The sequence below is a fragment of the Bacillus sp. T3 genome (assembly GCF_033449965.1).
In the GTDB taxonomy this organism is placed as follows: domain Bacteria; phylum Bacillota; class Bacilli; order Bacillales; family Cytobacillaceae; genus Bacillus_BU.
The window spans coordinates 1,260,733-1,281,150 of the sequence record NZ_CP137761.1 but is presented as its reverse complement, the minus strand read 5'-3'; the positions used below and the strand labels follow the sequence as shown (position 1 = coordinate 1,281,150).

General features: G+C 40.5%; 20 protein-coding genes and 3 pseudogenes. 4 read left to right on the top strand and 19 right to left on the bottom strand.

All coding sequences use genetic code 11. The features are described from left to right. Nucleotides 1–121: 121 nt before the first annotated feature. Together secDF and RGF10_RS06535 are read right to left on the bottom strand one after the other, a co-directional pair. A pseudogene (gene secDF / locus RGF10_RS06540) lies at nt 122–2,391 on the bottom strand (protein translocase subunit SecDF). 151 nt (nt 2,392–2,542) lie between these two features. Beyond that, entirely contained in the window at nt 2,543–2,839 is a 297-nt protein-coding gene (locus RGF10_RS06535) for a post-transcriptional regulator (protein WP_318508252.1), read from the bottom strand. Between the two features lie 127 nt (nt 2,840–2,966). On the opposite strand from RGF10_RS06535, the gene spoVB reads away from it, so the two are divergent. Beyond that, a complete protein-coding gene (gene spoVB, locus RGF10_RS06530; RefSeq protein ID WP_318508250.1) occupies nt 2,967–4,529 on the top strand; it encodes a stage V sporulation protein B in 1,563 nt (520 codons plus the stop codon). A gap of 56 nt (nt 4,530–4,585) precedes the next feature. On the opposite strand, the gene RGF10_RS06525 is transcribed toward spoVB, so the two are convergent. Continuing rightward, entirely contained in the window at nt 4,586–5,239 is a 654-nt protein-coding gene (locus RGF10_RS06525; protein ID WP_318508248.1) for a DUF421 domain-containing protein, read from the bottom strand. Between the two features lie 205 nt (nt 5,240–5,444). Between RGF10_RS06525 and RGF10_RS06520 the strand changes: the two are divergent. Further along, a pseudogene (locus tag RGF10_RS06520) lies at nt 5,445–5,836 on the top strand (TIGR04086 family membrane protein). Nucleotides 5,837–5,887: 51 nt separating this feature from the next. On the opposite strand, the gene yajC reads toward RGF10_RS06520, so the two are convergent. The 11 genes from yajC to RGF10_RS06465 all read right to left on the bottom strand — a co-directional run bounded on the left by yajC (nt 5,888) and on the right by RGF10_RS06465 (nt 14,864). Beyond that, nucleotides 5,888–6,154 (bottom strand): preprotein translocase subunit YajC, encoded by a 267-nt coding sequence (yajC, locus tag RGF10_RS06515; protein ID WP_318508246.1) that lies wholly within the window; start codon nt 6,152–6,154, stop codon nt 5,888–5,890. Between the two features lie 29 nt (nt 6,155–6,183). Further along, the gene (gene tgt, locus RGF10_RS06510) at nt 6,184–7,323 is read right to left on the bottom strand and encodes a tRNA guanosine(34) transglycosylase Tgt (RefSeq protein WP_318508244.1); all 1,140 of its coding nucleotides are present in this window, start codon (nt 7,321–7,323) and stop codon (nt 6,184–6,186) included. Between the two features lie 223 nt (nt 7,324–7,546). Further along, nucleotides 7,547–8,575, bottom strand: coding sequence for a tRNA preQ1(34) S-adenosylmethionine ribosyltransferase-isomerase QueA (gene queA, locus RGF10_RS06505; protein ID WP_318508242.1), 1,029 nt, complete (start codon nt 8,573–8,575; stop codon nt 7,547–7,549). 60 nt (nt 8,576–8,635) lie between these two features. Then, nucleotides 8,636–8,842 carry a DUF2905 domain-containing protein gene (locus RGF10_RS06500; RefSeq protein ID WP_318508241.1) on the bottom strand — a complete coding sequence of 69 codons (207 nt, stop codon included), beginning with the start codon at nt 8,840–8,842 and terminating at the stop codon, nt 8,636–8,638. Further along, the gene (gene ruvB, locus RGF10_RS06495; protein ID WP_318508239.1) at nt 8,839–9,843 is read right to left on the bottom strand and encodes a Holliday junction branch migration DNA helicase RuvB; all 1,005 of its coding nucleotides are present in this window, start codon (nt 9,841–9,843) and stop codon (nt 8,839–8,841) included. Before ruvB ends, RGF10_RS06500 begins: the two co-directional genes overlap by 4 nt. 28 nt (nt 9,844–9,871) lie before the next feature. Beyond that, entirely contained in the window at nt 9,872–10,480 is a 609-nt protein-coding gene (gene ruvA, locus RGF10_RS06490; protein WP_318508237.1) for a Holliday junction branch migration protein RuvA, read from the bottom strand. A gap of 143 nt (nt 10,481–10,623) precedes the next feature. Further along, nucleotides 10,624–11,154 carry a BofC C-terminal domain-containing protein gene (locus RGF10_RS06485; RefSeq protein ID WP_318508235.1) on the bottom strand — a complete coding sequence of 177 codons (531 nt, stop codon included), beginning with the start codon at nt 11,152–11,154 and terminating at the stop codon, nt 10,624–10,626. A gap of 218 nt (nt 11,155–11,372) precedes the next feature. Further along, nucleotides 11,373–12,215 carry a YhcN/YlaJ family sporulation lipoprotein gene (locus tag RGF10_RS06480; protein WP_318508233.1) on the bottom strand — a complete coding sequence of 281 codons (843 nt, stop codon included), beginning with the start codon at nt 12,213–12,215 and terminating at the stop codon, nt 11,373–11,375. A gap of 232 nt (nt 12,216–12,447) precedes the next feature. Beyond that, on the bottom strand, nt 12,448–13,188 hold the full coding sequence (gene nadE, locus RGF10_RS06475; RefSeq protein WP_318508231.1) for an NAD(+) synthase: 741 nt from the start codon (nt 13,186–13,188) through the stop codon (nt 12,448–12,450). Nucleotides 13,189–13,222: 34 nt separating this feature from the next. Further along, entirely contained in the window at nt 13,223–14,197 is a 975-nt protein-coding gene (locus RGF10_RS06470) for a phosphotransferase (RefSeq protein WP_318509345.1), read from the bottom strand. Further along, nucleotides 14,187–14,864: a hypothetical protein gene (locus RGF10_RS06465; RefSeq protein WP_318508229.1), complete on the bottom strand. Its 678-nt coding sequence runs from the start codon at nt 14,862–14,864 to the stop codon at nt 14,187–14,189. Before RGF10_RS06465 ends, RGF10_RS06470 begins: the two co-directional genes overlap by 11 nt. Before the next feature lie 165 nt (nt 14,865–15,029). Here RGF10_RS06465 and RGF10_RS06460 point away from each other — a divergent pair, with 165 nt between their 5' ends. After that, the gene (locus RGF10_RS06460) at nt 15,030–15,257 is read left to right on the top strand and encodes a hypothetical protein (RefSeq protein ID WP_318508227.1); all 228 of its coding nucleotides are present in this window, start codon (nt 15,030–15,032) and stop codon (nt 15,255–15,257) included. Nucleotides 15,258–15,268: 11 nt separating this feature from the next. On the opposite strand, the gene safA is transcribed toward RGF10_RS06460, so the two are convergent. After that, entirely contained in the window at nt 15,269–16,048 is a 780-nt protein-coding gene (gene safA, locus RGF10_RS06455; protein WP_318508226.1) for a SafA/ExsA family spore coat assembly protein, read from the bottom strand. A gap of 206 nt (nt 16,049–16,254) precedes the next feature. Here safA and RGF10_RS06450 point away from each other — a divergent pair, with 206 nt between their 5' ends. After that, entirely contained in the window at nt 16,255–16,785 is a 531-nt protein-coding gene (locus RGF10_RS06450; RefSeq protein ID WP_318508224.1) for a transcription repressor NadR, read from the top strand. Nucleotides 16,786–16,863: 78 nt separating this feature from the next. On the opposite strand, the gene pheA is transcribed toward RGF10_RS06450, so the two are convergent. The 4 genes and pseudogenes from pheA to RGF10_RS06430 all read right to left on the bottom strand — a co-directional run bounded on the left by pheA (nt 16,864) and on the right by RGF10_RS06430 (nt 20,166). Continuing rightward, entirely contained in the window at nt 16,864–17,715 is an 852-nt protein-coding gene (gene pheA, locus RGF10_RS06445; RefSeq protein ID WP_318508222.1) for a prephenate dehydratase, read from the bottom strand. A gap of 59 nt (nt 17,716–17,774) precedes the next feature. Next, a complete protein-coding gene (locus RGF10_RS06440; RefSeq protein ID WP_318508220.1) occupies nt 17,775–18,230 on the bottom strand; it encodes an ACT domain-containing protein in 456 nt (151 codons plus the stop codon). A 29-nt stretch (nt 18,231–18,259) separates the two neighbouring features. Further along, nucleotides 18,260–19,553: pseudogene (gene obgE, locus RGF10_RS06435) on the bottom strand (GTPase ObgE). A 73-nt stretch (nt 19,554–19,626) separates the two neighbouring features. Further along, a complete protein-coding gene (locus tag RGF10_RS06430) occupies nt 19,627–20,166 on the bottom strand; it encodes a sporulation initiation phosphotransferase B (RefSeq protein WP_318508218.1) in 540 nt (179 codons plus the stop codon). Nucleotides 20,167–20,418 lie beyond the last annotated feature (252 nt).

Genomic DNA, 20,418 nt, shown 5'->3' with positions numbered 1-20,418 from the left:
CCTTCTCATTATACAAGAGCAGGTCAGACCTTTCAATACGAGAACCATTTACCGTTTTTTCAGAAAAAAGCATAAAAAAGACAACCCGTACCAACATGTGGCTTGGGTTGTCAATAGTTGTTTATACCTGTGGCTGATCTGAATTTTTACGTTTTTCTTTAACTGTGCGGATAACACCCTTTTTCTTCAATTCTTTGCTTTTCCAAACGACCCATAACTGAGCGGCAATAAAGATTGAAGAGTACATACCCGCAATTAACCCGATTAACAATGCCATTGAGAAATTGCTAATGGATTCACTTCCAAAGATTAATAATGCAACTACGGTGATAATAACCGTTAATACTGTATTAACCGAACGAAGAAGTGTTTGTCTAAGACTTGTGTTGACTACATCAACGATATCCTCGTATGTTTTTAACCGCTTTTTCTTTTGCATATTTTCACGCATGCGATCAAAAGTAACAATCGTATCGTTAATGGAATATCCGATTATTGTCAGGATAGCAGCAATGAACGTTAAATCGACTTCTAGTCGTGTAACACTGAATACAGTAACAATGAGAAATGCATCATGCAACAACGATACAATCGCCGCAATTGCCATATACATTTCAAATCGGATTGTTACATAAATAATAATACCGATTGAAGCAATAATAACCGAAATAATCGCATTTTTTGCCAATTCTTTGCCTACAGTTGGTGAGACTGTACCAACGTTAGGCTCGGCTCCAAACTTCTGTTTAAAATGTGATTTTAGAGTGGATATCTCATCCTTGGACAATACCCCTTTTAAACGGACGACTCCAACATCCTTATCAGTTCCTGATAAGACAATATCCTCCGCCTTTAAATCCAATGCCTTTAGTTCTTTATCGATTTCAGCAGTTGAAATTGTATCTTTTGATGCAATTTCAATTCTTGTCCCGCTCGAGAAATCAATCGCAAGATTTAAACGGAATACAATTAAAAAGATAATCCCTAAAACCGTTAATGCACCTGAAAACACAAAAAACTTGTTCCGGCTTTTAACAAAATCAAATCGATCAAATTTGGTTGGTAAATCGATTGTATCTACATTGTCCTTAATATCATGAATCTCACTTTTGTTAACCGCGAACCAGCCAAGCTTTTTATTAAACATTTTACTGTGGACAAGGAGGGCCATAAACAATCTTGTCCCGTAAACAGCTGTAATAAAACTGCACAGAATACTCACGATGAGCATTGTTGCAAAGCCTTTAACAGAACTTGTACCGTAGAAGAACAATACACCCGCTGCGATAATGGTGGTAATGTTAGCATCAAAAATCGCGGCTAATGAATTATGATTCCCAGCTTGAAAGGCAGATTTTAATGATTTTCCAACCTTTAATTCCTCTTTAATCCGTTCATAGGTAATAATATTGGCATCAACTGCCATCCCGACTCCGAGTATCAATGCCGCAATCCCCTGGAAGTGTTAATACTCCGTTCATTGCATCAAACACTAACAAAATTAGATAAATATAAATTGATAGGGTGATACAAGCAACCACCCCTGGTAAGCGATAATAGAACAGCATAAACAAGAAGATAATCGCAACGCCTACGATGCCGGCGAATACGGTTTCGTTTAAGGCTTGTTCACCAAATTTAGCGCCCACTGATGTTGAATAAATTTCATTCAGCTTTACAGGCAATGCCCCTGCATCTAATAAAGCGGATAACGTTTTTGCTTCCTCTAGTGTAAAATCGCCAACAATGGAAACCTGTTTTTGATTAAAAATTTGACTTACTCTTGGTGCTGAAAGGTATTTAGGATTTTCCTTTGCCGCTTCCAATTTAAAGGAATCTTTTCCCTCTTCAAAATCCAACCAAATAACTAATAAATTATTAGGTGAACCCATGTTAACAATTTGTTTTGTTACATCTTTAAATTTATCAGCACTTTTAAGGGTTAGCGAAACGCTTGGTTTTCCATTTTCGTCAAATGTTTGCTTTGCTCCACCCTGGGCTAAATCTGACCCATCCATCATTAACTTGTCATTTACATCACGGAATGACAAATTGGCCTCGGTTGAAAGAATCTCACGAGCTTTATCCTGATCCTCAACCCCCGCTAACTGAATCCGAATTCGGCTCTTTTCCTTCAATTTGAATATTTGGCTCACTGACACCTAGTACATTGATCCGCTTATCTAAAGCTTCCGCAGTACTCGCAAGCACATCCTTATCAATTTTTTGGCCCTTTTGAGCAGGTTTTACTTCGTATAAAACCTCAAAGCCACCTTGTAGGTCAAGGCCCAATTTTATTCGGTCGAGAATACCCTTTGTTGTTGTGCCCATTAATCCCCCGATAAACACGATGAGGAGAATGAAAGCAACGATGCGACTCCGTTTTACCATTATGTATAAATCCTCCTTAAATAGAACAGCCCAACCAACTATTATTCAAAAAAATAAAGAAATAAAGTCAATATTGTCATTATGAAACTTTTTATTTATGAAGTCAATTTCCCTTTGCAAAAGTCAATAAAAGTTAATAATCATGTTAATTTTATTTAAGCAATGCTTTGCGATCTTCTTCATTATCTAATGAAAATTCTGGTGTTTTAAAGGCTTCAACCGTTGCATAGCTCATATACTGACCAACCTGCACCCCTAAAATATCTTGGACAACTTCATAAAGATGGACATCTTCCTTTGCCTTTCGCCATTTCTTTGCCATTAAGAAATTCCAAATTTCCTGCTCTGACACTGTTTGATAGCCAAGAATATTAAATTCCACTACCTTACTTTTTAATGCTGGGTGAACCAATTCACGAAAACGCTCATACTCATGGCCATTAACCATCCTACCCGCCTCCAAGCTTAGGTCTATTTTATCCTCACTCAAAACAACTTGTCATGCTTTGTCCACTTTCTTGCATATAGTTAATTGTAAATGATATCAGTAAGTTTGAGAAGGCAGGGAGCCGGAGATGTCCAAGTTTTTGAGGGGAACTTTTATTCTTTTAATATCAACCTTCGTAACCAAGGTACTAGGGTTCATCAATCGGATTGTGATTGCCCGATTTATTGGCGAAGAAGGTGTCGGTCTTTACATGATGGCTATTCCGACCTTTACGTTAGTTATTACAATTACCCAATTGGGACTGCCTGTTGCCATTTCAAAAAATGTATCAGAAGCAGAAGCAATGGGCGACCATAAAAAAATTAAAAAGATTTTAATTGTGTCATTATCGATTACGCTTTTGTTATCGATTATCTTTACTCCTGCCCTTTTATTGTTAACACCGTTCCTAGCAGAAAATTTATTCACGGACCGTCGGACCCTTTATCCACTGTTAGCTATTGCACCAATTGTCCCAATTATCGCCGTATCGTCTGTGTTGCGCGGTTATTTCCAAGGGAAACAAAACATGAAACCTACGGCAATTGCTCTGGTACTCGAACAACTTGTCCGCATTGCCTTAATTGCTGCCCTAACAAAAGCGTTTTTGCCTTATGGAATTGAGTATGCTGCCGCAGGAGCAATGTTTGCATCCGTTATAGGCGAATTAGCATCCCTGATTTATTTACTCACTTCATTTAAATTAAAGAAACGCTTTAAGTTGCGTACAAATTTTTTCAAGTTTGTTCATTCGGGAAAACAAACCTTCAACGAGCTAATGAGTGTAGCCTTACCAACAACAGGAAGCAGGATGATCGGCTCTATCGCCTGGTTTTTTGAACCAATCGTGGTCGCGCACAGTCTGGCTTTGGCAGGTATCGCAACCATTGAAGCAACAAAACAATATGGTGCACTTACTGGGTTCGCAATGCCTGTTCTGATGCTTCCATCGTTTATCACCTTATCGTTATCCACTTCTTTAGTCCCAGCAATCAGTGAAGCAAACTCACGCAATGATAAAAAATTAATCGAACATCGGCTCCAACAAGCGCTGAGGCTAACTTTTTTGACAGGTGGCATCTCGGTTGTTCTCCTGTTCGTTTTGGCACAACCACTTATGAAAGTGATGTACGGTTCAACTAGCGGTGCGCAATTTATTAAAATAATGGCTCCCTTCTTTTTATTTTATTACTACCAAGGGCCACTTCAAGCCGTTTTGCAGGCTCTAAATCTTGCACGGGCGGCGATGATTAATAGTCTAATTGGGGCGATTATGAAAACAGCTGTTATTTTTGTCTTAGCGAGCCAGCCTAGCTTTGGAATTAATGGTGCAGCATTAGGAATCATTACAGGAATAGTCCTTGTCACCTTCCTCCATTTTGCCACTGTATTAAAGACAATCTCTTTTTCATTTTATGTACGAGAATACTTAAAAACCTTTATTGTGATTGGTCTTACTGCATGGTGCGGAAACTGGCTCATCGATCATTTCAACCTCGATTCACCGCTCGCGCTAAAGGTGATCATCGCTTCCATGGAGATGACATTGCTCTATGTGATTCTATTGTTCGTTTTTAGGTTAGTTTACAAAGAAGATATCGGAAGGATTCCATTGGTTGGAAAAACACTAGCGAGGTGGATTTTCCGCTAAAGCGGTTTTTGGTTGTTAAAAAATCCGGATGAAAAATATGACAAAAGTAGAACGCCCTATTTTTCATCCTTTTTATCGATAAAGAATTCGCCATCTTGATAACTGCAAAAGGAAATTTCTTTCGGATTGTTGTAGCCTTTTTGCCTCAACTGCTGTCTTAACCAGAAATTCGTTTGGTTTATTTTTTGAAGATTTTCTTCAATGATTTCACCATCCATAATAAGAGGGAGCGTAAATCCACCCATTCGTTCATTGTTTCCGCGCTTTTCTAATACAGACAGCTTTCCTGACGACTCTAATATCGCAAATTCAACATCTGCGATATTTCGAATATTTTGTTCTCTTAATTGTAGCAGGAGATCGTCATAATTATAGCGTTGTTTTTTCATCGCATGCTCGTCTATTTGACCATTATTAATAATGATCGATGGCTTACCATCAACAAGATCACGAAACTTTTTACTTTTTAATGATAAAATAGCAAATCCGATTTGGATAAGCATTAACAGAATCATCGGAACGACTGATCGAAACATAGAATCATCTGTCTTATCGATCGATAAGGCAGCCAATTCAGCAATCATCATAAAGACAACTAAATCTAATAAACTCAATTCACCAATTTCCCGCTTTCCCATTAACCTGAACAACAGCAAAATGAGCAAATATAAAACGATTGTTCGAAATATGATAATCAAATATTCTTCCAATTTCGTCCCCTCCTTGAAAAATTGGACCATCCTAGTTTATCCCATCGTTGAAATTTCATGTCTTAAATTCGAATTCAATCCAATTAATTTCCTCTTACAAAAAACTTTACATTCTAATCCGAAACATATGCGAATATGCTTGTACTAACCAATACTGTAATCCAATGGAGCAGTAATAATCCTATTGGTAAAAAGAAGGGGGAGGATGATTATCGCATCCAAACAATTTGGCTTAGCTGTTTTACACGGCTTAATTGCTATCTTTTTATTAGAAATTGTTAGTAGCCTGATTTTTTCCTTAATTCTAAAACTATCGTCTGTTCAGGAATCTGGTTTGCAGGTTATTATTACAGCAGCATCTTTTATATCACTGTTTGCCGGAGGCTTTATTTCTGGGGGAAAGGAAAAGAAAAGGGCTGGATGCTCGGGGTAGCAACAGGAATCCTTTATTCCTTTGTCATCCTTTTGTTCCAATATCTTGGCTATGACAGACTGTTTGATCAACAACAAATCATTTACCATACTTGTTTTATCCTGATTGCGATGATGGGTGGTATTTTAGGCGTCAATTTATCCTCCAAAACAAGGACTGCATAATTTGGGATGGCATGAAAAAAGGAAGCGAGCGTTATGCTAGCTTCCTTTTAATTAACTGCTTTGAGTAACTTCGCGAACGGCATTGCGGTCGAATGTAAGACGGCTGCCATCTCCACATTTGATCACAACAGTTGCTTCGTCAATAGAATCAACGAAACCATGTAAGCCACCAATTGTGACAACTTTGTCCCCTTTTTTCAAATCATTTTGCATTTGTTGTACAGCTTTTTGACGCTTCTGCTGAGGACGAATCAATAAAAAGTAAAACAAAGCAAACATTAGCACTAAAGGACCAACTGTTCCTAATAAACCTTCCATATTTTCAACTCCTTTCAAGAAATAGCAGATTAGAAGTTCTTTGCATTAGGCTTGTTGAAGCCGTATTTTTCAAAAAACTCATCTCTAAAGTCACCTAAACGATCTTCACGAATCGCTTGTCTGACTTGTTCCATTAATTTTAACAGAAAATATAGGTTATGGTAAGATGTTAAGCGTATTCCGAATGTTTCGTCACATCGTACCAAGTGACGAATATAAGCACGACTGTAATTTTTACAAGTGTAGCAATCACAGTTCGGATCTAACGGCCCAAAGTCTTTTGCATATTTAGCGTTTTTCACGACCAAGCGGCCCTCGCTTGTCATTAAGGTGCCATTCCGAGCGATTCGGGTTGGCAAGACGCAATCAAACATATCGATTCCGCGAATCGCCCCATCAATTAGTGAATCCGGAGAGCCTACACCCATTAAATATCTTGGTTTATTTGTTGGCAATAATGGAGAGGTGAACTCAAGTACACGATTCATAATATCCTTTGGTTCCCCTACTGATAACCCGCCAATCGCATAGCCAGGGAAATCTAATGAAACTAAGTCCTTCGCACTTTGCTTGCGAAGCTCCTCGTACTCACCACCCTGAACGATTCCAAATAATCCTTGATCCTGTGGACGTTGATGAGCATTTAAGCAGCGCTCTGCCCATCTCGATGTTCGTTCCACTGATTTTTTCATGTACTCAAAACTCGCTGGGAATGGCGGACACTCATCGAAGGCCATCATAATATCAGAACCAAGGTCATTTTGAATTTCCATCGCCTTTTCAGGAGATAAAAACAATTTATCACCGTTCAGATGGTTTCGGAAGTGGACGCCTTCCTCTTCGATCTTTCGGAAATCGCTTAGGCTAAAGACCTGGAACCCGCAGGAATCGGTTAAAATCGCGCGGTCCCAATTCATAAATTTATGAAGTCCGCCCGCTTCTTTTACAATTTCATTGCCCGGACGTAGCCATAAATGATACGTATTGCTTAAAATAATACCCGCACCCATGTTCTTTAATTCTTCAGGTGACATTGTTTTAACAGTGGCTAATGTACCAACTGGCATAAAAACAGGGGTTTCAAACGAGCCGTGTGGAGTATGGACCCGTCCAAGCCTCGCACCTGTTTGTTTACACGTTTTAATTAACTCATATCGAATTGCAGACAATCTCTTGTCCTCCTTTTTTGATGAAAGCCGTGTTAAAGTTGTCTGTTGATTTCCGTTCCATGTGCTCGCTTTCCGCAGGGCGGTCTGGGAGCCTCCTCGACGCTTTGCGTGTGCGGGGTCTCCCATGTCCACTACTCCTGCAGGAGTCTCGCACATTCCACTCCAATCAACAGGCGCGTTAAATCAGCGCACTAGTCTTAACACAGCTATGATTAAAAGCTTTTTAAATTATTAACATAGCGTCGCCGAAGCTGAAGAAACGGTACTTTTCGGCAACTGCTGTTTTGTATGCATGGAGTATATTTTCGCGACCGGCCAAAGCGCTAATTAGCATAATTAACGTGGATTTTGGCAGGTGAAAATTTGTTATCATACCGTCAATGGCTTTAAATTCATAGCCAGGGTAAATAAAGATGCTCGTCCAGCCACTTGCCTCAGTAAAGCTTCCATTATTTGCGCTAGCGATTGTTTCTAGCGTTCTCGTGGAGGTTGTCCCGACTGACACAATTCTGCCCCCAGATGCACGCACTTCATTCAAAAGATGAGCTGTTTCTTCAGACATTTGATAAAATTCCGCGTGCATTTCATGCTCGTTAATATCCTCCACACTAACTGGTCTAAATGTTCCAAGTCCGACATGAAGGGTAATAAACGCAATCTGTACGCCCTTTTCTCTCAGCTCAGCAAGTAATTCTTCCGTAAAATGTAAACCTGCAGTTGGAGCTGCTGCAGAGCCTCTTTCTTTCGCATAAACCGTTTGATAGCGCTCACGGTCCTCTAATTGCTCTTTTATATAAGGTGGAAGCGGCATTTCCCCTAGTGATTCAAGAACCTCATAAAAAATTCCTTCATATTCAAACTCTAGCGTCCTGCCACCGTGGTCCGCTGTCCCTACACAGACTGCAGAAAGTCGACCATCACCAAAACGAATTTTCGTTCCTTCCTTAATTCGCTTGGCAGGCTTAACAAGCGTCTCCCATGTATCCCCAGTCTCCTGCTTTAACAACAACACTTCAACATTTGCACCTGTATCCTCTTTTGTGCCAAATAGTCGAGCAGGCAGCACTCTTGTATCATTTAACACAAGGCAATCTCCGGGTTTAAAGTATTCAACAATATTTTTAAAAATTTCATGCTTTACCGCTCCCGTTTTCTTATCCAAAACCATGAGTCGGCTATCGGTTCGATTAACAAGTGGAACCTGTGCAATTAATTCTTCTGGCAAATCAAAATCAAACAAATCTACTTTCATACTTTCACCTTTACCTCTAATAAACTTTTCAAAATCAAGCCTTCCTTAAAGCTAACATGTTTAACGAAAGCGCCCAATTACGTAAAATATAACCGATAACACGATACTGACTAAAATCGATGTTACAACAGGGAAATAAAATGTAGTGTTCCCTTTTTTTATTACAATGTCTCCCGGCAGTTTACCTAAATGAATAAAATTCATAATAAAGCCAATGACAAATATAATGACACCAAGCATCATGACGGTTTTGGCGATTCCATTCATTTTTTATCCGGCACCTCCATGTGAAAATGACGATAAACCAAATCCGTTACAATTCTTCCACGTGGGGTCCGTTGTAAAAATCCAATCTGCAATAAATAAGGCTCATAAACATCCTCAATGGTGGTTGATTCCTCACCGATTGAAGCGGCAATCGTGTCTAGTCCGACTGGACCACCACGGAATCTTTCAATAATCCCTACAAGTAATTTATGGTCAATATGATCAAGACCTAAACGGTCAACCTGCAAACGCTCAAGAGCTTCATTTGCGAGTGCAACGTCTATTTCTCCATTTCCACTAACCTGGGCAAAATCTCTAACCCTCCGCAGCAAGCGATTAGCAATACGCGGGGTTCCCCGTGATCTACGCCCAATCTCCTCAGCAGCAATTGGTTCGATATTCGTTTCTAAAATTTCAGACGTCCTGGTAACGATATCCGTCAGCTGTTCAACCGAATAGTACTCTAATCGACCAAGCACTCCAAAACGATCACGCAAAGGGGCAGATATTGATCCAGCCCTAGTCGTAGCCCCCACTAATGTAAAGGGTGGCAAATCCAAACGCACCGACCTCGCACTCGGTCCTTTCCCTATCACGATGTCGAGACAAAAATCCTCCATTGCTGGATACAATACCTCTTCAATGGAGCGTTGCAGTCGATGGATTTCATCAATAAACAGCACATCGCCAGGCTCTAACGCTGTTAAAATAGCAGCCAAATCACCAGGGCGTTCGATTGCTGGCCCAGATGTCGTTCGAATATTAACACCCATTTCATTTGCAATAATCGTCGCTAATGTCGTTTTCCCAAGTCCAGGAGGGCCATACAATAACACATGGTCAAGAGTCTCTTGGCGTAGCTTTGCTGCTTTAATAAAAATATCTAGATTCGCTTTTATTTTATCCTGCCCAATGTATTGAGTTAAAGTTTGTGGCCGTAGGCTTTGCTCATATGAATCATCCTGCATATCTGCTTGTGCAGAAATAAGTCTGTCTTCCATTGAGTATTCTCACCCTCTGTGTCATTCTCTATTTTAATAGTTTTTGTAAAGCTTTCTTTATGTATTGATCAGTTGACAGTTTTTCTTTCTGTAGGGCAGGAGCGATTTTTCTTACTTCCTTTTCAGAATAGCCTAACGCTTTAAGGGCCAATTCTGCTTCCTCCCACTCAGAAACAGATGGAGACTGAAAACGCTCTTCTTCCTCTGTAAATAGGTTTGGAAAGAAGTCTGGAACAACCGCTTGTAATTTCCCCTTTAAATCAAGAATCATTTGCCGTGCTGTTTTCTTCCCTACACCAGGAAACTTGATCAGAAACGCTTCATCTTCATTTTCAATCGCATAAATCACCTGCACTGGGTTTCCAGAAGCCAGAATTGCCAAAGCACCCTTTGGACCAATCCCCGATACATTTAGTAGCTTCGTAAAGAGAATTTTTTCTTCCTTCGTTTGGAAGCCATAAAGAGCCATCAAATCTTCTCGAACATAGTGAAAGGTATAGATTCTGACTTCTTCTCCCAATTGCTTCGAAAAAACAAATGGATTAGACGTAATAATTTGATAACCGATTCCGTGGTTCTCGACCACAATGTATTCAGGTCCAACAAACTCGATTTTTCCTTTAATATATTCAAACAATTGCTTTCTCTCCTCAAAATTTCACTGTTAACCATTGTATCATATCATTTTTCGAATCATGAACAAAAATCTTAACATTAGAAAACAATCAGTTAAAATAACAATGACAAAGGCTGAACTCTGATTAGTCCAGCCTCCTTTTCCTACTCATATTTAGAATACGGTTTAAAGGTTTCCAATACTTCCTGATAGCGATCCTTCGAGCGGATTGGTATTCCTTTTAATAACTGCTGACGCTTTCTACTTTCAAGCTTACCTACATCTATTTGAAAAAACGAATGAATGACCTTCGAGTGTTTTGGTTTCCCGTTAAAAATCGTCAATGTCCCTTCTTCTGTAATGCCAAAATAACCGTTAGCCTTTAACAGCGGGGAAATATCGTCAACCTTGCAACGAAAAACAAAGGTTTGATCCTTACTGCTAATAAGTTCCCATTGTTTATACTTTTCTTGTATTTCCAGCATCGATCTAGAAGTGTCCGTTATGACCTCTTCACTTACATCGCCATCAAGGTACTCTATTTGTAAAACAATCGTTACCTTGTGCTCAGCTTCGTGAGCTTGTGTCACATGTCTTGATTCTTCTTTTTCTTGGGCAAATCCGCTCCCATTATGAATAAATAGTAATGGTAAACTCGCTGCCATCGCAAATAACACGGACATCCTGGCATTCATAAAACGACCACCTCTTTTAAAAATGGCTCTGTTTGGCTGTTGATTTCGCTCCAATCACCAGATTGCTCAAAACATAGCCTTAATTATAAAAATCATTAAACCAACAATTCAATACGTAAATAGGTTAGCCAATTTTAGATTAATTATCCATTTTCCAAAAAAAGTAATTTATTCTTACTAAAAAGAAAGCAGAACACGGATAAGTGTTCTGCCCTTTTTTATCGATTACGGTAATTATTGGATTGGATGATATTTCTTAAATCTTGATTATCTTCATCACGAAATGCCCCATTATTATTCATATTGCGCACTCTTGTAAAGCTTCCTTGGTCAGTTACGATTGTGACTTTTTTCCCTTTTGTATACGTTTTTACCGCCTGCTGAATTCTTTGCTTCGTTTTCAGTTCATCACGATCGTCATCTAAATCAACCGCGATCACAACATTGTTGTTATGAACAATTGATTGAACTTCTTTAACGTTGGCTACTGATAGCACAGTTTTATTAAGCTTTGTTGATAAATTGACATCATTGACCGTTGGACTTGTGTTCTGAATCCTTGTTTGATTTCCATCCTTTACCCGATTATTCTGGGTACTAACTTGATCCAGATTTCTTGTACGATCATTCGTTCCTTGGATTCTAGTCTGGTTTCGCTTTGTTCCCATAACACCAGCTTGGTTCCCGTCTAATTGGCCATGATAATTGGCATCACTTCGACTAAAGCGATTATCCCGTTCAAAAAAATTACGGTCATTTTCTGCTAATGGTAGAGTTGGGTTGCCTGGATTCCCATTTTCGTCCTTCACATCGAGGATTTGCCGTCTATCATTTGTCCCCTCAGTACCCAGCGTATGGTCCATCATCTCTGTTATCGGACCATCATTATCATCTAAAATTTGTACATTGCCACCGTTATGATGATTTTCATTGGAATAGTAGCCAAATGGCTGAGCTCTTTCCGTATTGCGATCCTGTACGGCAGACTCATCATTCCCACAGCCTGCTAGCCCTATTGACATTAAGCTAATTATTGGAAAAAGGAAATGTTTTTTGTTCAAACGAAAAACCCCTCGGCTAACATTTGAGCATGTTGTTGCTCCATGTTAGCTTGTGTGCGAGGGGGTGTTTTCATTCTGTTAATAAGTTGAAACTTCCATCAGTGGGAAGGTTTATAATCCCACGGATGGTTAGTTGAACCAATCGGGCATTTACGGGCAGTTAATCTCCCACTTACTTTACTTGAAAGATTATAACGGCATCTTGCTGTCCGTTAATGTGGATATTGGCCAATTAGAATTTAGGTGGTGCCGCTGCCAAACTGCGCTTATGCTCAGAAATACGATGAAGTCGATCAATGATTTGCTGATCTTTTTCAGGGATTTGCTCACCCTTTAAATAACGATCAATCATATCATAGGTCGTGCCCATTTCGTTTTCGTCTGTTTGACCTTCCCAAAGTCCTGCGCTTGGAGCTTTTGTAATAACTTCTTCTGGAACACCTAATGCTCTCGCCAATTCGCGCACTTCACCTTTTGTAAAATGAACGAGCGGAACTAAGTCAACACCACCGTCACCATATTTAGTGAAATAACCAGTGTGCCATTCTGCAGCATTATCAGTTCCCGCCACTAAATAACCAAAGTTATTTGCAACAGCATAAAGAGTTGTCATCCGCAAACGTGCACGCGTGTTGGCATCTCCCAGCTTTGATTTTTCTTCATTCCAATCATTAGATTGCTTTAACTGCTCTTCAATGGTAGAAAATAATACCTTATGTGTTTCTGATAATTCAACAGTTACATGTTTAATTCCACAGCTCTCGATGACCTTTCGCGCATCTTCAGCGTCCTTAGGATTGCTTTTAAGCGGCATGATAACCCCGAGAGAGTCGTTGGGGAACGCACGCTTAATTAAATGGGTCACAACGGCTGAATCAATCCCACCGCTGACACCGACGATTAAGCCGTTCATTCCCGCTTCCTTTACCTTTTGCTGTAACCATTGAACTAGCTTTTCAATCACATGCTCCATCGTAATTCTTCCTTTCGAGTACAATATTTCCTTGTTATTTTACCATATTTTTTAGTTCAGATATGAATTGTTGTCGTAAATCGAACTGTCGTGTCGTTAATTCTACCACAGGAAGTAACTTTTTCGGCATTAAATACGTCCCCTCTTTAATAATTCGATTCCACTCCCGAAAAATATCACTTGGGTACATTAAGGCAAATAAAAATGCCCGATTTTGCAAATATGGTTGTAAAACTGGGAATTGTGAAAGCATAGCCCATGACCAGTTCATAGAAGGTAGAATCCTGTTCGCATACTGCAGAAGGTCTGCACTCCTATCACCAATTGAGATAAGATCATAATCAATTAAATATAACTTTCCCGTTTTTGCCCTTAAATAATTATGATGAGCTACATCTCCATGGAGAATAACAGGGTCAAAAGTATCACTAAATTTATATTTCTCTGTCTCCATCCCTATTAAAGAAATTTTTCCCCAATCATCTATCTCATTTATTATTTCTTTTGATACATAATGCTGAACGATCTGTTGATTTTTTTTAAATTGAATAAAGCGTTCGTTCCATTTATCACGAAGGTTAAATTCAGGTAAAATTCGTTCATAGCGCTTGGCAAGTTTTTTTGTAGTTCCATGAAACAATTGTAATAAATTAATTCCAGCTTTTCGATTCGCCGTTGTTAAATAATTAAAAGGTTCCGGGTGCGGTTCAATATATTCAATCCACCCATAATATTTCTTATTAAAATAAATTGGATTTTCTAAAAACTGATAAAATTTATACGAATGTCTAAAACCTTCCGCTTTCAGCGATGCAGCAAAGGCCTCTTGTAGTTGCAAGCGTTGCATTGATGAATATCCCTTTAAAATAATCGGACAAGCATCGGTTTCGAGATAAAAAACATGATGACGAATGTTCCGGATTTTCCTAATCTTTAATGGGACACTTCTAGTTAAAATGGAAAGGAGACGATTGTTAAGCGCATCGTCTCCTTTATTTCTAGCCTTCATATTCACTGCTTTCGTCTCTCATTGGATATCCGTCATCCATTGGACTAGAGCCAAATGGATTCATATATTGCTGGGCAAGCATTGGTGAATAGATTTGACCAGCTTGTGGGAAATAAGGTCCTCCTGTATATGGCGTTCCTCCCTGTGGGAATGGCGCTCCTCCTTGTGGAGCCATCGGCATTCCTCCCTGTGGAGCCATCGGCATTCCTCCTTGTGGAGCCATCGGCATTCCTCCCTGTGGAGCCATCGACATTCCTTCCTGTGGAGTCATCGACATTCCTCCTTGTGGAGCCATCGACATTCCTCCCTGTGGAGCCATCGACATTCCTCCCTGTGGAGCCATCGGCATTCCTCCCTGTGGGAACGGCGCTCCTCCTTGTGGGAATGACATTCCTCCTTGCGGAAATGGCGCTTCTCCTTGCGGGAATGACATTTCACCTTGTGGGAACGGCATTCCTCCTTGCGGGAATGGCGCTCCTCCTTGTGGGAATGGCATTCCTCCTTGTGGGAATGGCATTCCTCCTTGTGGGAACTGCATTCCTCCTTGTGGGAATGGCGCTCCTCCTTGTGGGAACTGCATTCCTCCTTGTGGGAATGGCGCTCCTCCTTGATATGGCATTCCTCCTACGAATGGCGCTCCTCCTTGCTGGAAGTCCACACCTAGCATCGGGCCTCCTACCGGTACACTCGAACCACAGCCACAATCTGCTGTTCCTGGCAACTGGAGGCCGAGTCGGATTCATCATAGGTGCACCTTGTAGGTATGGATTTTGCATCATTTCAGGTGATTCCATAACCCCTTGAACTTGAGGCATCCCCTGCATCGGTGAAAATGGAGTCGGAGTATGAGCACCAACACCAAACGGAATTTGACCGTGAGGAAGACCTGAACCAGGCAAAACTGGTGAAATTGGATATTGCGGACCATATCCAGGTTGACCATATGGACCTTGCATCATGGACGCTGTCTGTGGATAGCCAACTGGAAAGCCCATCGGATTTTGCATATCTTGCAGTCCAGCAACTTGAGTTGGCATTTGTACAGGCGCTTGCGGCATAAACGATGAAGACTCATCTAATGATTGTGGCATATACCCTTGTGCTGGCATTTCGGCTGTTGGGAAATCCATTGCTCCTTGTACCTGTGGATATGGCACACCCTGTTGATATGACGGCAATCCAGACCCTGGTAATACTGGAGAAATTGGATACATATAACCCTGGAGGACATGGGAACATAGGTTGAATACAACCTCCTTCAATTGGTTTTTCAACAATCGGCGCAGCCTCAACCATTTTTGGCATTTCTTTTATTTCTGGTTTAGGTTGTGGTGCTGGTACTGGTGGTTGTTCAACTGACACATTTGCCATGTTCATCATGTAATAATTATTAATATCAATTTCCGGAATAACTGGAAGTGGCATTTTTGGGATGAAAGGCTTTTTTGGTATTTCTTTAATCGGCGCCTCTTTGATTGGCATTTCTTTCACCTGGGCAGGAGCTTCGACAACTGGCAATGGCTGTTCCTTGACGATCGGCTGTTCTTTTACAATTGGTTGTTCTTTGATAATAGGTTGTTCCTTAATCATGGGTATTTCCTTGGCAATCGGCTGTTGTTGGATTGGCATTTCTTTTTTAGCGCCCATATTGATTTTGGCCGGCGCTCCTCCGAACGGGGCTTCTTTTTTAATTGTTCCCCCTGTGGTTGGAACTTTTATCTTCATACCGGGCATAATCATATCAGGGTTGCTGAGCTGTGTATTCATTTTTTTCAGCTCTTCAAAGTTCACGCCGTACTTCTTGGCGATTTTCCAAAGAGTATCCCCTTTCTGTACGATATGGATCTTCACACTGATTCCCCTCCTAAGGTGGCATAAGTCCATACATTGTATGTCAAAGTGGGCAAAATGCTAATCATCCACACAAATAATTATTCATTTTAGTAAATAATATGAGTTTATTATTTTTTTCATTACATTTTACGGCAAACACACTTAATGTCCAATTCAATATGTGATAAAATTGGAAATCATCAAGACGTAAGGGTGAGTCAAAGATGCAAAAAAAGATTTTAGGTGAACAAAGGCGTTCTTTTCTACTGAACTTATTAAAAAAAAGCAATCAGCCGATTACTGGCAGTGAGCTTGCAGCAAAAACAAACGTATCACGACAGGTTATCGTTGGCGATATAACGATTTTAAAAGCAAAAAAAGAGCCGATTATTGCGACAAGCATGGGATATTTATATCTCCAACAACATGCAAATGATCAGATGTTCGAGCTTACTATTGCCTGTTCTCATGTACCAGAGCGAACAGAAGAGGAATTATATATTCTGGTTGATCACGGTATCACCGTAAAAGATGTCAAAATCGAGCACCCTGTATACGGGGATTTAACCGCATCGATTATGGTATCGAATCGTAATGACGTAAAGCATTTTATGGAAAAGGTGCGAGCGACTGGGGCGGCCTATTTATCGGAGTTAACTAACGGGATTCATCTCCATACGATTTCTGCACCAACGAAACAAGCCTTGGACGAAGCCGTTGCAGCATTACGACAAGCAGATTTTTTGATTGAGTAAATGGTTGAAGGCAAATCGGAGGTAAACTCCCAAAATACAAAAGAGGCCAGTCAGTGACGGGCCTCTTTTACATACTACCTATTTTACATGATACGATGGATAGCTTCCTAATAGGTTTACGCCGCAGCCGACGGCTTCAAGTTCAGCCATCGCACCCGGAAGCATCACTTCATCCATCTTCATTTCGATATCGATGATGAAGAAATAGTTCCCGAGACCTGTTTTCATTGGTCGAGACTCAATTTTTGATAAATTTAGCTTTCGCCACGCAAATGCCGATAACACTGTATGGAGTACACCTGGATGATCAGAAGGCAATGTAACCATAAGAGTTGTCTTATAGCCTTTGAAATAAGGCAGTTCCTCTGTCAAAGGGATTGGCTTCTTTGCTAAAATAACAAAGCTTGTATGATTAAACGAAATATCGTGAATATCCCGTTTTACAATCGTTAAGCCATATTCCTCAGCAGCTAACTCATTGGCAATCGCAGCTGCCTTCACTTCAGGGTGCTCAATAATAAACTGTGCAGCCGCTGCAGTAGAAGTTGTATTTTCACAGAAAACGCCTCTAAACTGCGAATGGAGAAATTTATGACATTGTGCGATTGCATGAGAATGGCTCATAATGCGGTCTGTTTCTTGCCAATTTTCCGAATTCTTAGGGTGCACCATAAAATGCTGGCGAATCGGAACTCGAATTTCTCCAAGTATCGGCAAATCAACCTCATGAACTAAATAATCAAGCGTAATATTCACCGAACCCTCTAACGCATTTTCAAGCGGGACAACCGCAATATCTACCTCACCATCCACCACAGCATCCATGCAGGCTGGGATGGTTAAATACGGGACCCCAGTGTATTCTGGAAACATTTTACGAACCGCAATATCTGTAAAGGTCGCCCGCGGACCCAAATATCCTACCTTCACGATTTTTCCCTCTCCCTTTTAAATAAAAAATCAGGCGTAAAATCCGACTTTAGAATAATCTACAAGCCGGATCCCAGCACCTCAACTTTTTCTACAAATTCAAGCTGACGCAGCTTCATTAGAAGTTCATCAATTTCAATTCCCATTTGTGCAACGTTTAAAGAAAGTGTCACGTTTGCCCGTCCTTGAATTGGAATCGTTTGGTGAATCGTCAACAAATTACATCCGGACAAAGCAACAACTCCAAGCAGCTGGGACAGGGTTCCAGAACGATCTTCAAGCTGAAAAAACAGCGTAATCAATCTTTCTTTGACAATCGTATGGAAGGGGAATACGGTGTCCCGATACTTATAAAAAGCACTTCTACTCAGGTCCACCTTATTCACCGCATCCCAAACCGACTCCGCCCTGCCGCGTTCGATCATTTCTTTTGCCTCAAGCGTCTTTTTCATCGCTTCAGGCAAAACGTCCTCACGCACTAAATAAAATTTTTTATCGAATCTATTCTCTCTCATTTCTCCACCCCGTAATATAATGCGAAGGTTTACTCAACAAATTCGAATTCATAGTTCAACAACTTAACGGTGTCTCCATCCTTGGCACCTTTTGCCCGGAGCGCTTCATCAACACCCATTCCACGAAGCTGACGTGAAAATCTTCGAACGGATTCATCCCGTGAGAAATCAGTCATCTTGAACAATCTCTCTAATTTCTCCCTGGAAAGTACGAAGCTGCCATCAGGCTCACGAGTGATGAAGAATTCATCCTGCTCTGCTTCATGCTTGTAAACAACTCGATGAATGCCTGTATCTTCCTCTTTTTCCTCGATAAGAGGGAATTCTGGGGTTTCCTCAAGTTTATCAGCAATCGCAAATAATAAATCACGTAAACCGCTTTTAGTTAACGCCGATATAGGAAAAATTGGATACTCTTCATTTAGTTTTTCTCTGAATACCTGTAAGTTTTCCTCTGCATCTGGCATGTCCATTTTATTTGCGACAATAATTTGCGGTCGTTCTGTAAGACGGAGATTGTATTGTGCAAGCTCTTTGTTAATCGTTAAATAATCCTCATACGGGTCGCGACCTTCTGTTGCGGCCATATCAATCACATGAACAATAACCCGAGTTCTTTCGATGTGACGTAAAAATTGGTGTCCTAGTCCAACACCAGAATGAGCCCCTTCGATTAGTCCAGGTAAATCAGCCATAACAAAGCTCCGACCGTCAGCTGTTTCAACCATCCCTAAATTAGGGACAATCGTTGTAAAGTGATACTCCGCAATTTTTGGCCGTGCTGAAGAGACTACTGAAAGGAGTGTTGATTTTCCTACACTTGGAAACCCAACTAAGCCAACATCGGCTAATAGTTTTAATTCCATCATAATATTGCGCTCATGTCCTGGTTCACCATTTTCAGAAAGCTCTGGTGCTGGGTTAGCCGGAGTCGCAAATCTTGAGTTTCCGCGACCACCTCGACCACCTCTGGCAATGACTGCCCTTTGACCATGAAGGGTTAAATCGGCAATGATTTCATTGGTGTCTTCATCGGTTATCGTCGTACCCTGGTGGGACTTTAACAACGAGATCCTTAGCATTTTTTCCATGCATGTTTTTTGACATACCATGCTCACCGCGTGGTGCTTTGAAATGGCGCTGGTAACGGAAGTCCATAAGCGTACGTAAGCCTTCCTCTACTTCAAATACGACGTCTCCACCATTTCCGCCATCTCCCCCTGCAGGGCCACCTTTAGGGACATATTTTTCACGGCGAAAGGCGACCATTCCATTACCGCCGTCTCCGCCTTTAACATAAACCTTTACCTGATCGACGAACATTTTTGTTCCTCCCGTCTGTTATTTGTAACAAACTAGTCTTCTTTCAAGACGAGAATCGCGCTTTTATGGCCATTTATTGAAATGGCATAAAAACTTCTAATGCGAGTTCCTGTTGAGAGAATTCCAAGACCTTAATCATTGCTGTTTGTATTAGATTGAAGTCAAGAAATTGTTGTAATTTGTCTTTATCCTTTATTATTCCGCTAAAATCGAAAAAGAAACGAATTCCATTTTTTTGTGTTTCAATTGTTACTGAAAGATGGTTATCACCAAAAGCTTCCACTGATGTATGTAAAGTTGTGAAAAAGAGATTAGTCCAATCTGCTAAAAGCGAATCGTCTACCGCTAATACTTCCTTCTCATCGAAAACTTCATATTCAAGCTGATAGGCATAGGACTGCCAGTTTCCAGTTAAGATCAATGTCGCAAACAGCGGAATTTTCAAATTAGATAATTTGGCTTCCTGCTGAGCTTCAAACACAATTTCTTCGATTAATTGCTTTACCCGGTCTGTTTTATTTAAATCTAGATTGCCTTTAATCAGCTGTATTTTATTTAACCAGTCGTGTCGTGCATGGCGCAGGATATCGACTGTATTCCATTCTTTTCTCATACATGCACTCCCACACAGTCAATATAGTGGTTGAAGACTGCTTGCTGATAGTATATCAAAAAACCTACAAGCCGTAAGCAAAAAATGAAAAATTTAACAACGAAAAGCGGAATCGGCTTGCCCAGGGGCGACAAGTATAAGACGAATCACGCAAGAGGTGATACCCTCTAGAGTGATTTGACTTATGACCCCGAGCCCCTTGCTGATGCAACTAGTCACCAAAACTAGTATAAAGTAGAAAAAAAGAAAACC

Coding starts and splice junctions, on each gene's coding strand:
- RGF10_RS06460 (WP_318508227.1), top strand. CDS start 15,030: ATGGAGTCGGAGTATGAGCACCAACACCAAACGGAATTTGACCGTGAG.
- nadE (WP_318508231.1), bottom strand. CDS start 13,188: ATGGAGCATGTGATTGAAAAGCTAGTTCAATGGTTACAGCAAAAGGTA.
- queA (WP_318508242.1), bottom strand. CDS start 8,575: ATGAAAGTAGATTTGTTTGATTTTGATTTGCCAGAAGAATTAATTGCA.
- RGF10_RS06485 (WP_318508235.1), bottom strand. CDS start 11,154: ATGAATGCCAGGATGTCCGTGTTATTTGCGATGGCAGCGAGTTTACCA.
- RGF10_RS06500 (WP_318508241.1), bottom strand. CDS start 8,842: ATGAATGGAATCGCCAAAACCGTCATGATGCTTGGTGTCATTATATTT.
- RGF10_RS06430 (WP_318508218.1), bottom strand. CDS start 20,166: ATGAGAAAAGAATGGAATACAGTCGATATCCTGCGCCATGCACGACAC.
- spoVB (WP_318508250.1), top strand. CDS start 2,967: ATGTCCAAGTTTTTGAGGGGAACTTTTATTCTTTTAATATCAACCTTC.
- RGF10_RS06465 (WP_318508229.1), bottom strand. CDS start 14,864: ATGCTAGGTGTGGACTTCCAGCAAGGAGGAGCGCCATTCGTAGGAGGA.
- RGF10_RS06450 (WP_318508224.1), top strand. CDS start 16,255: ATGCAAAAAAAGATTTTAGGTGAACAAAGGCGTTCTTTTCTACTGAAC.
- ruvB (WP_318508239.1), bottom strand. CDS start 9,843: ATGGAAGACAGACTTATTTCTGCACAAGCAGATATGCAGGATGATTCA.
- RGF10_RS06440 (WP_318508220.1), bottom strand. CDS start 18,230: ATGAGAGAGAATAGATTCGATAAAAAATTTTATTTAGTGCGTGAGGAC.
- RGF10_RS06470 (WP_318509345.1), bottom strand. CDS start 14,197: ATGAAGGCTAGAAATAAAGGAGACGATGCGCTTAACAATCGTCTCCTT.
- yajC (WP_318508246.1), bottom strand. CDS start 6,154: ATGGAAGGTTTATTAGGAACAGTTGGTCCTTTAGTGCTAATGTTTGCT.
- RGF10_RS06535 (WP_318508252.1), bottom strand. CDS start 2,839: ATGGTTAATGGCCATGAGTATGAGCGTTTTCGTGAATTGGTTCACCCA.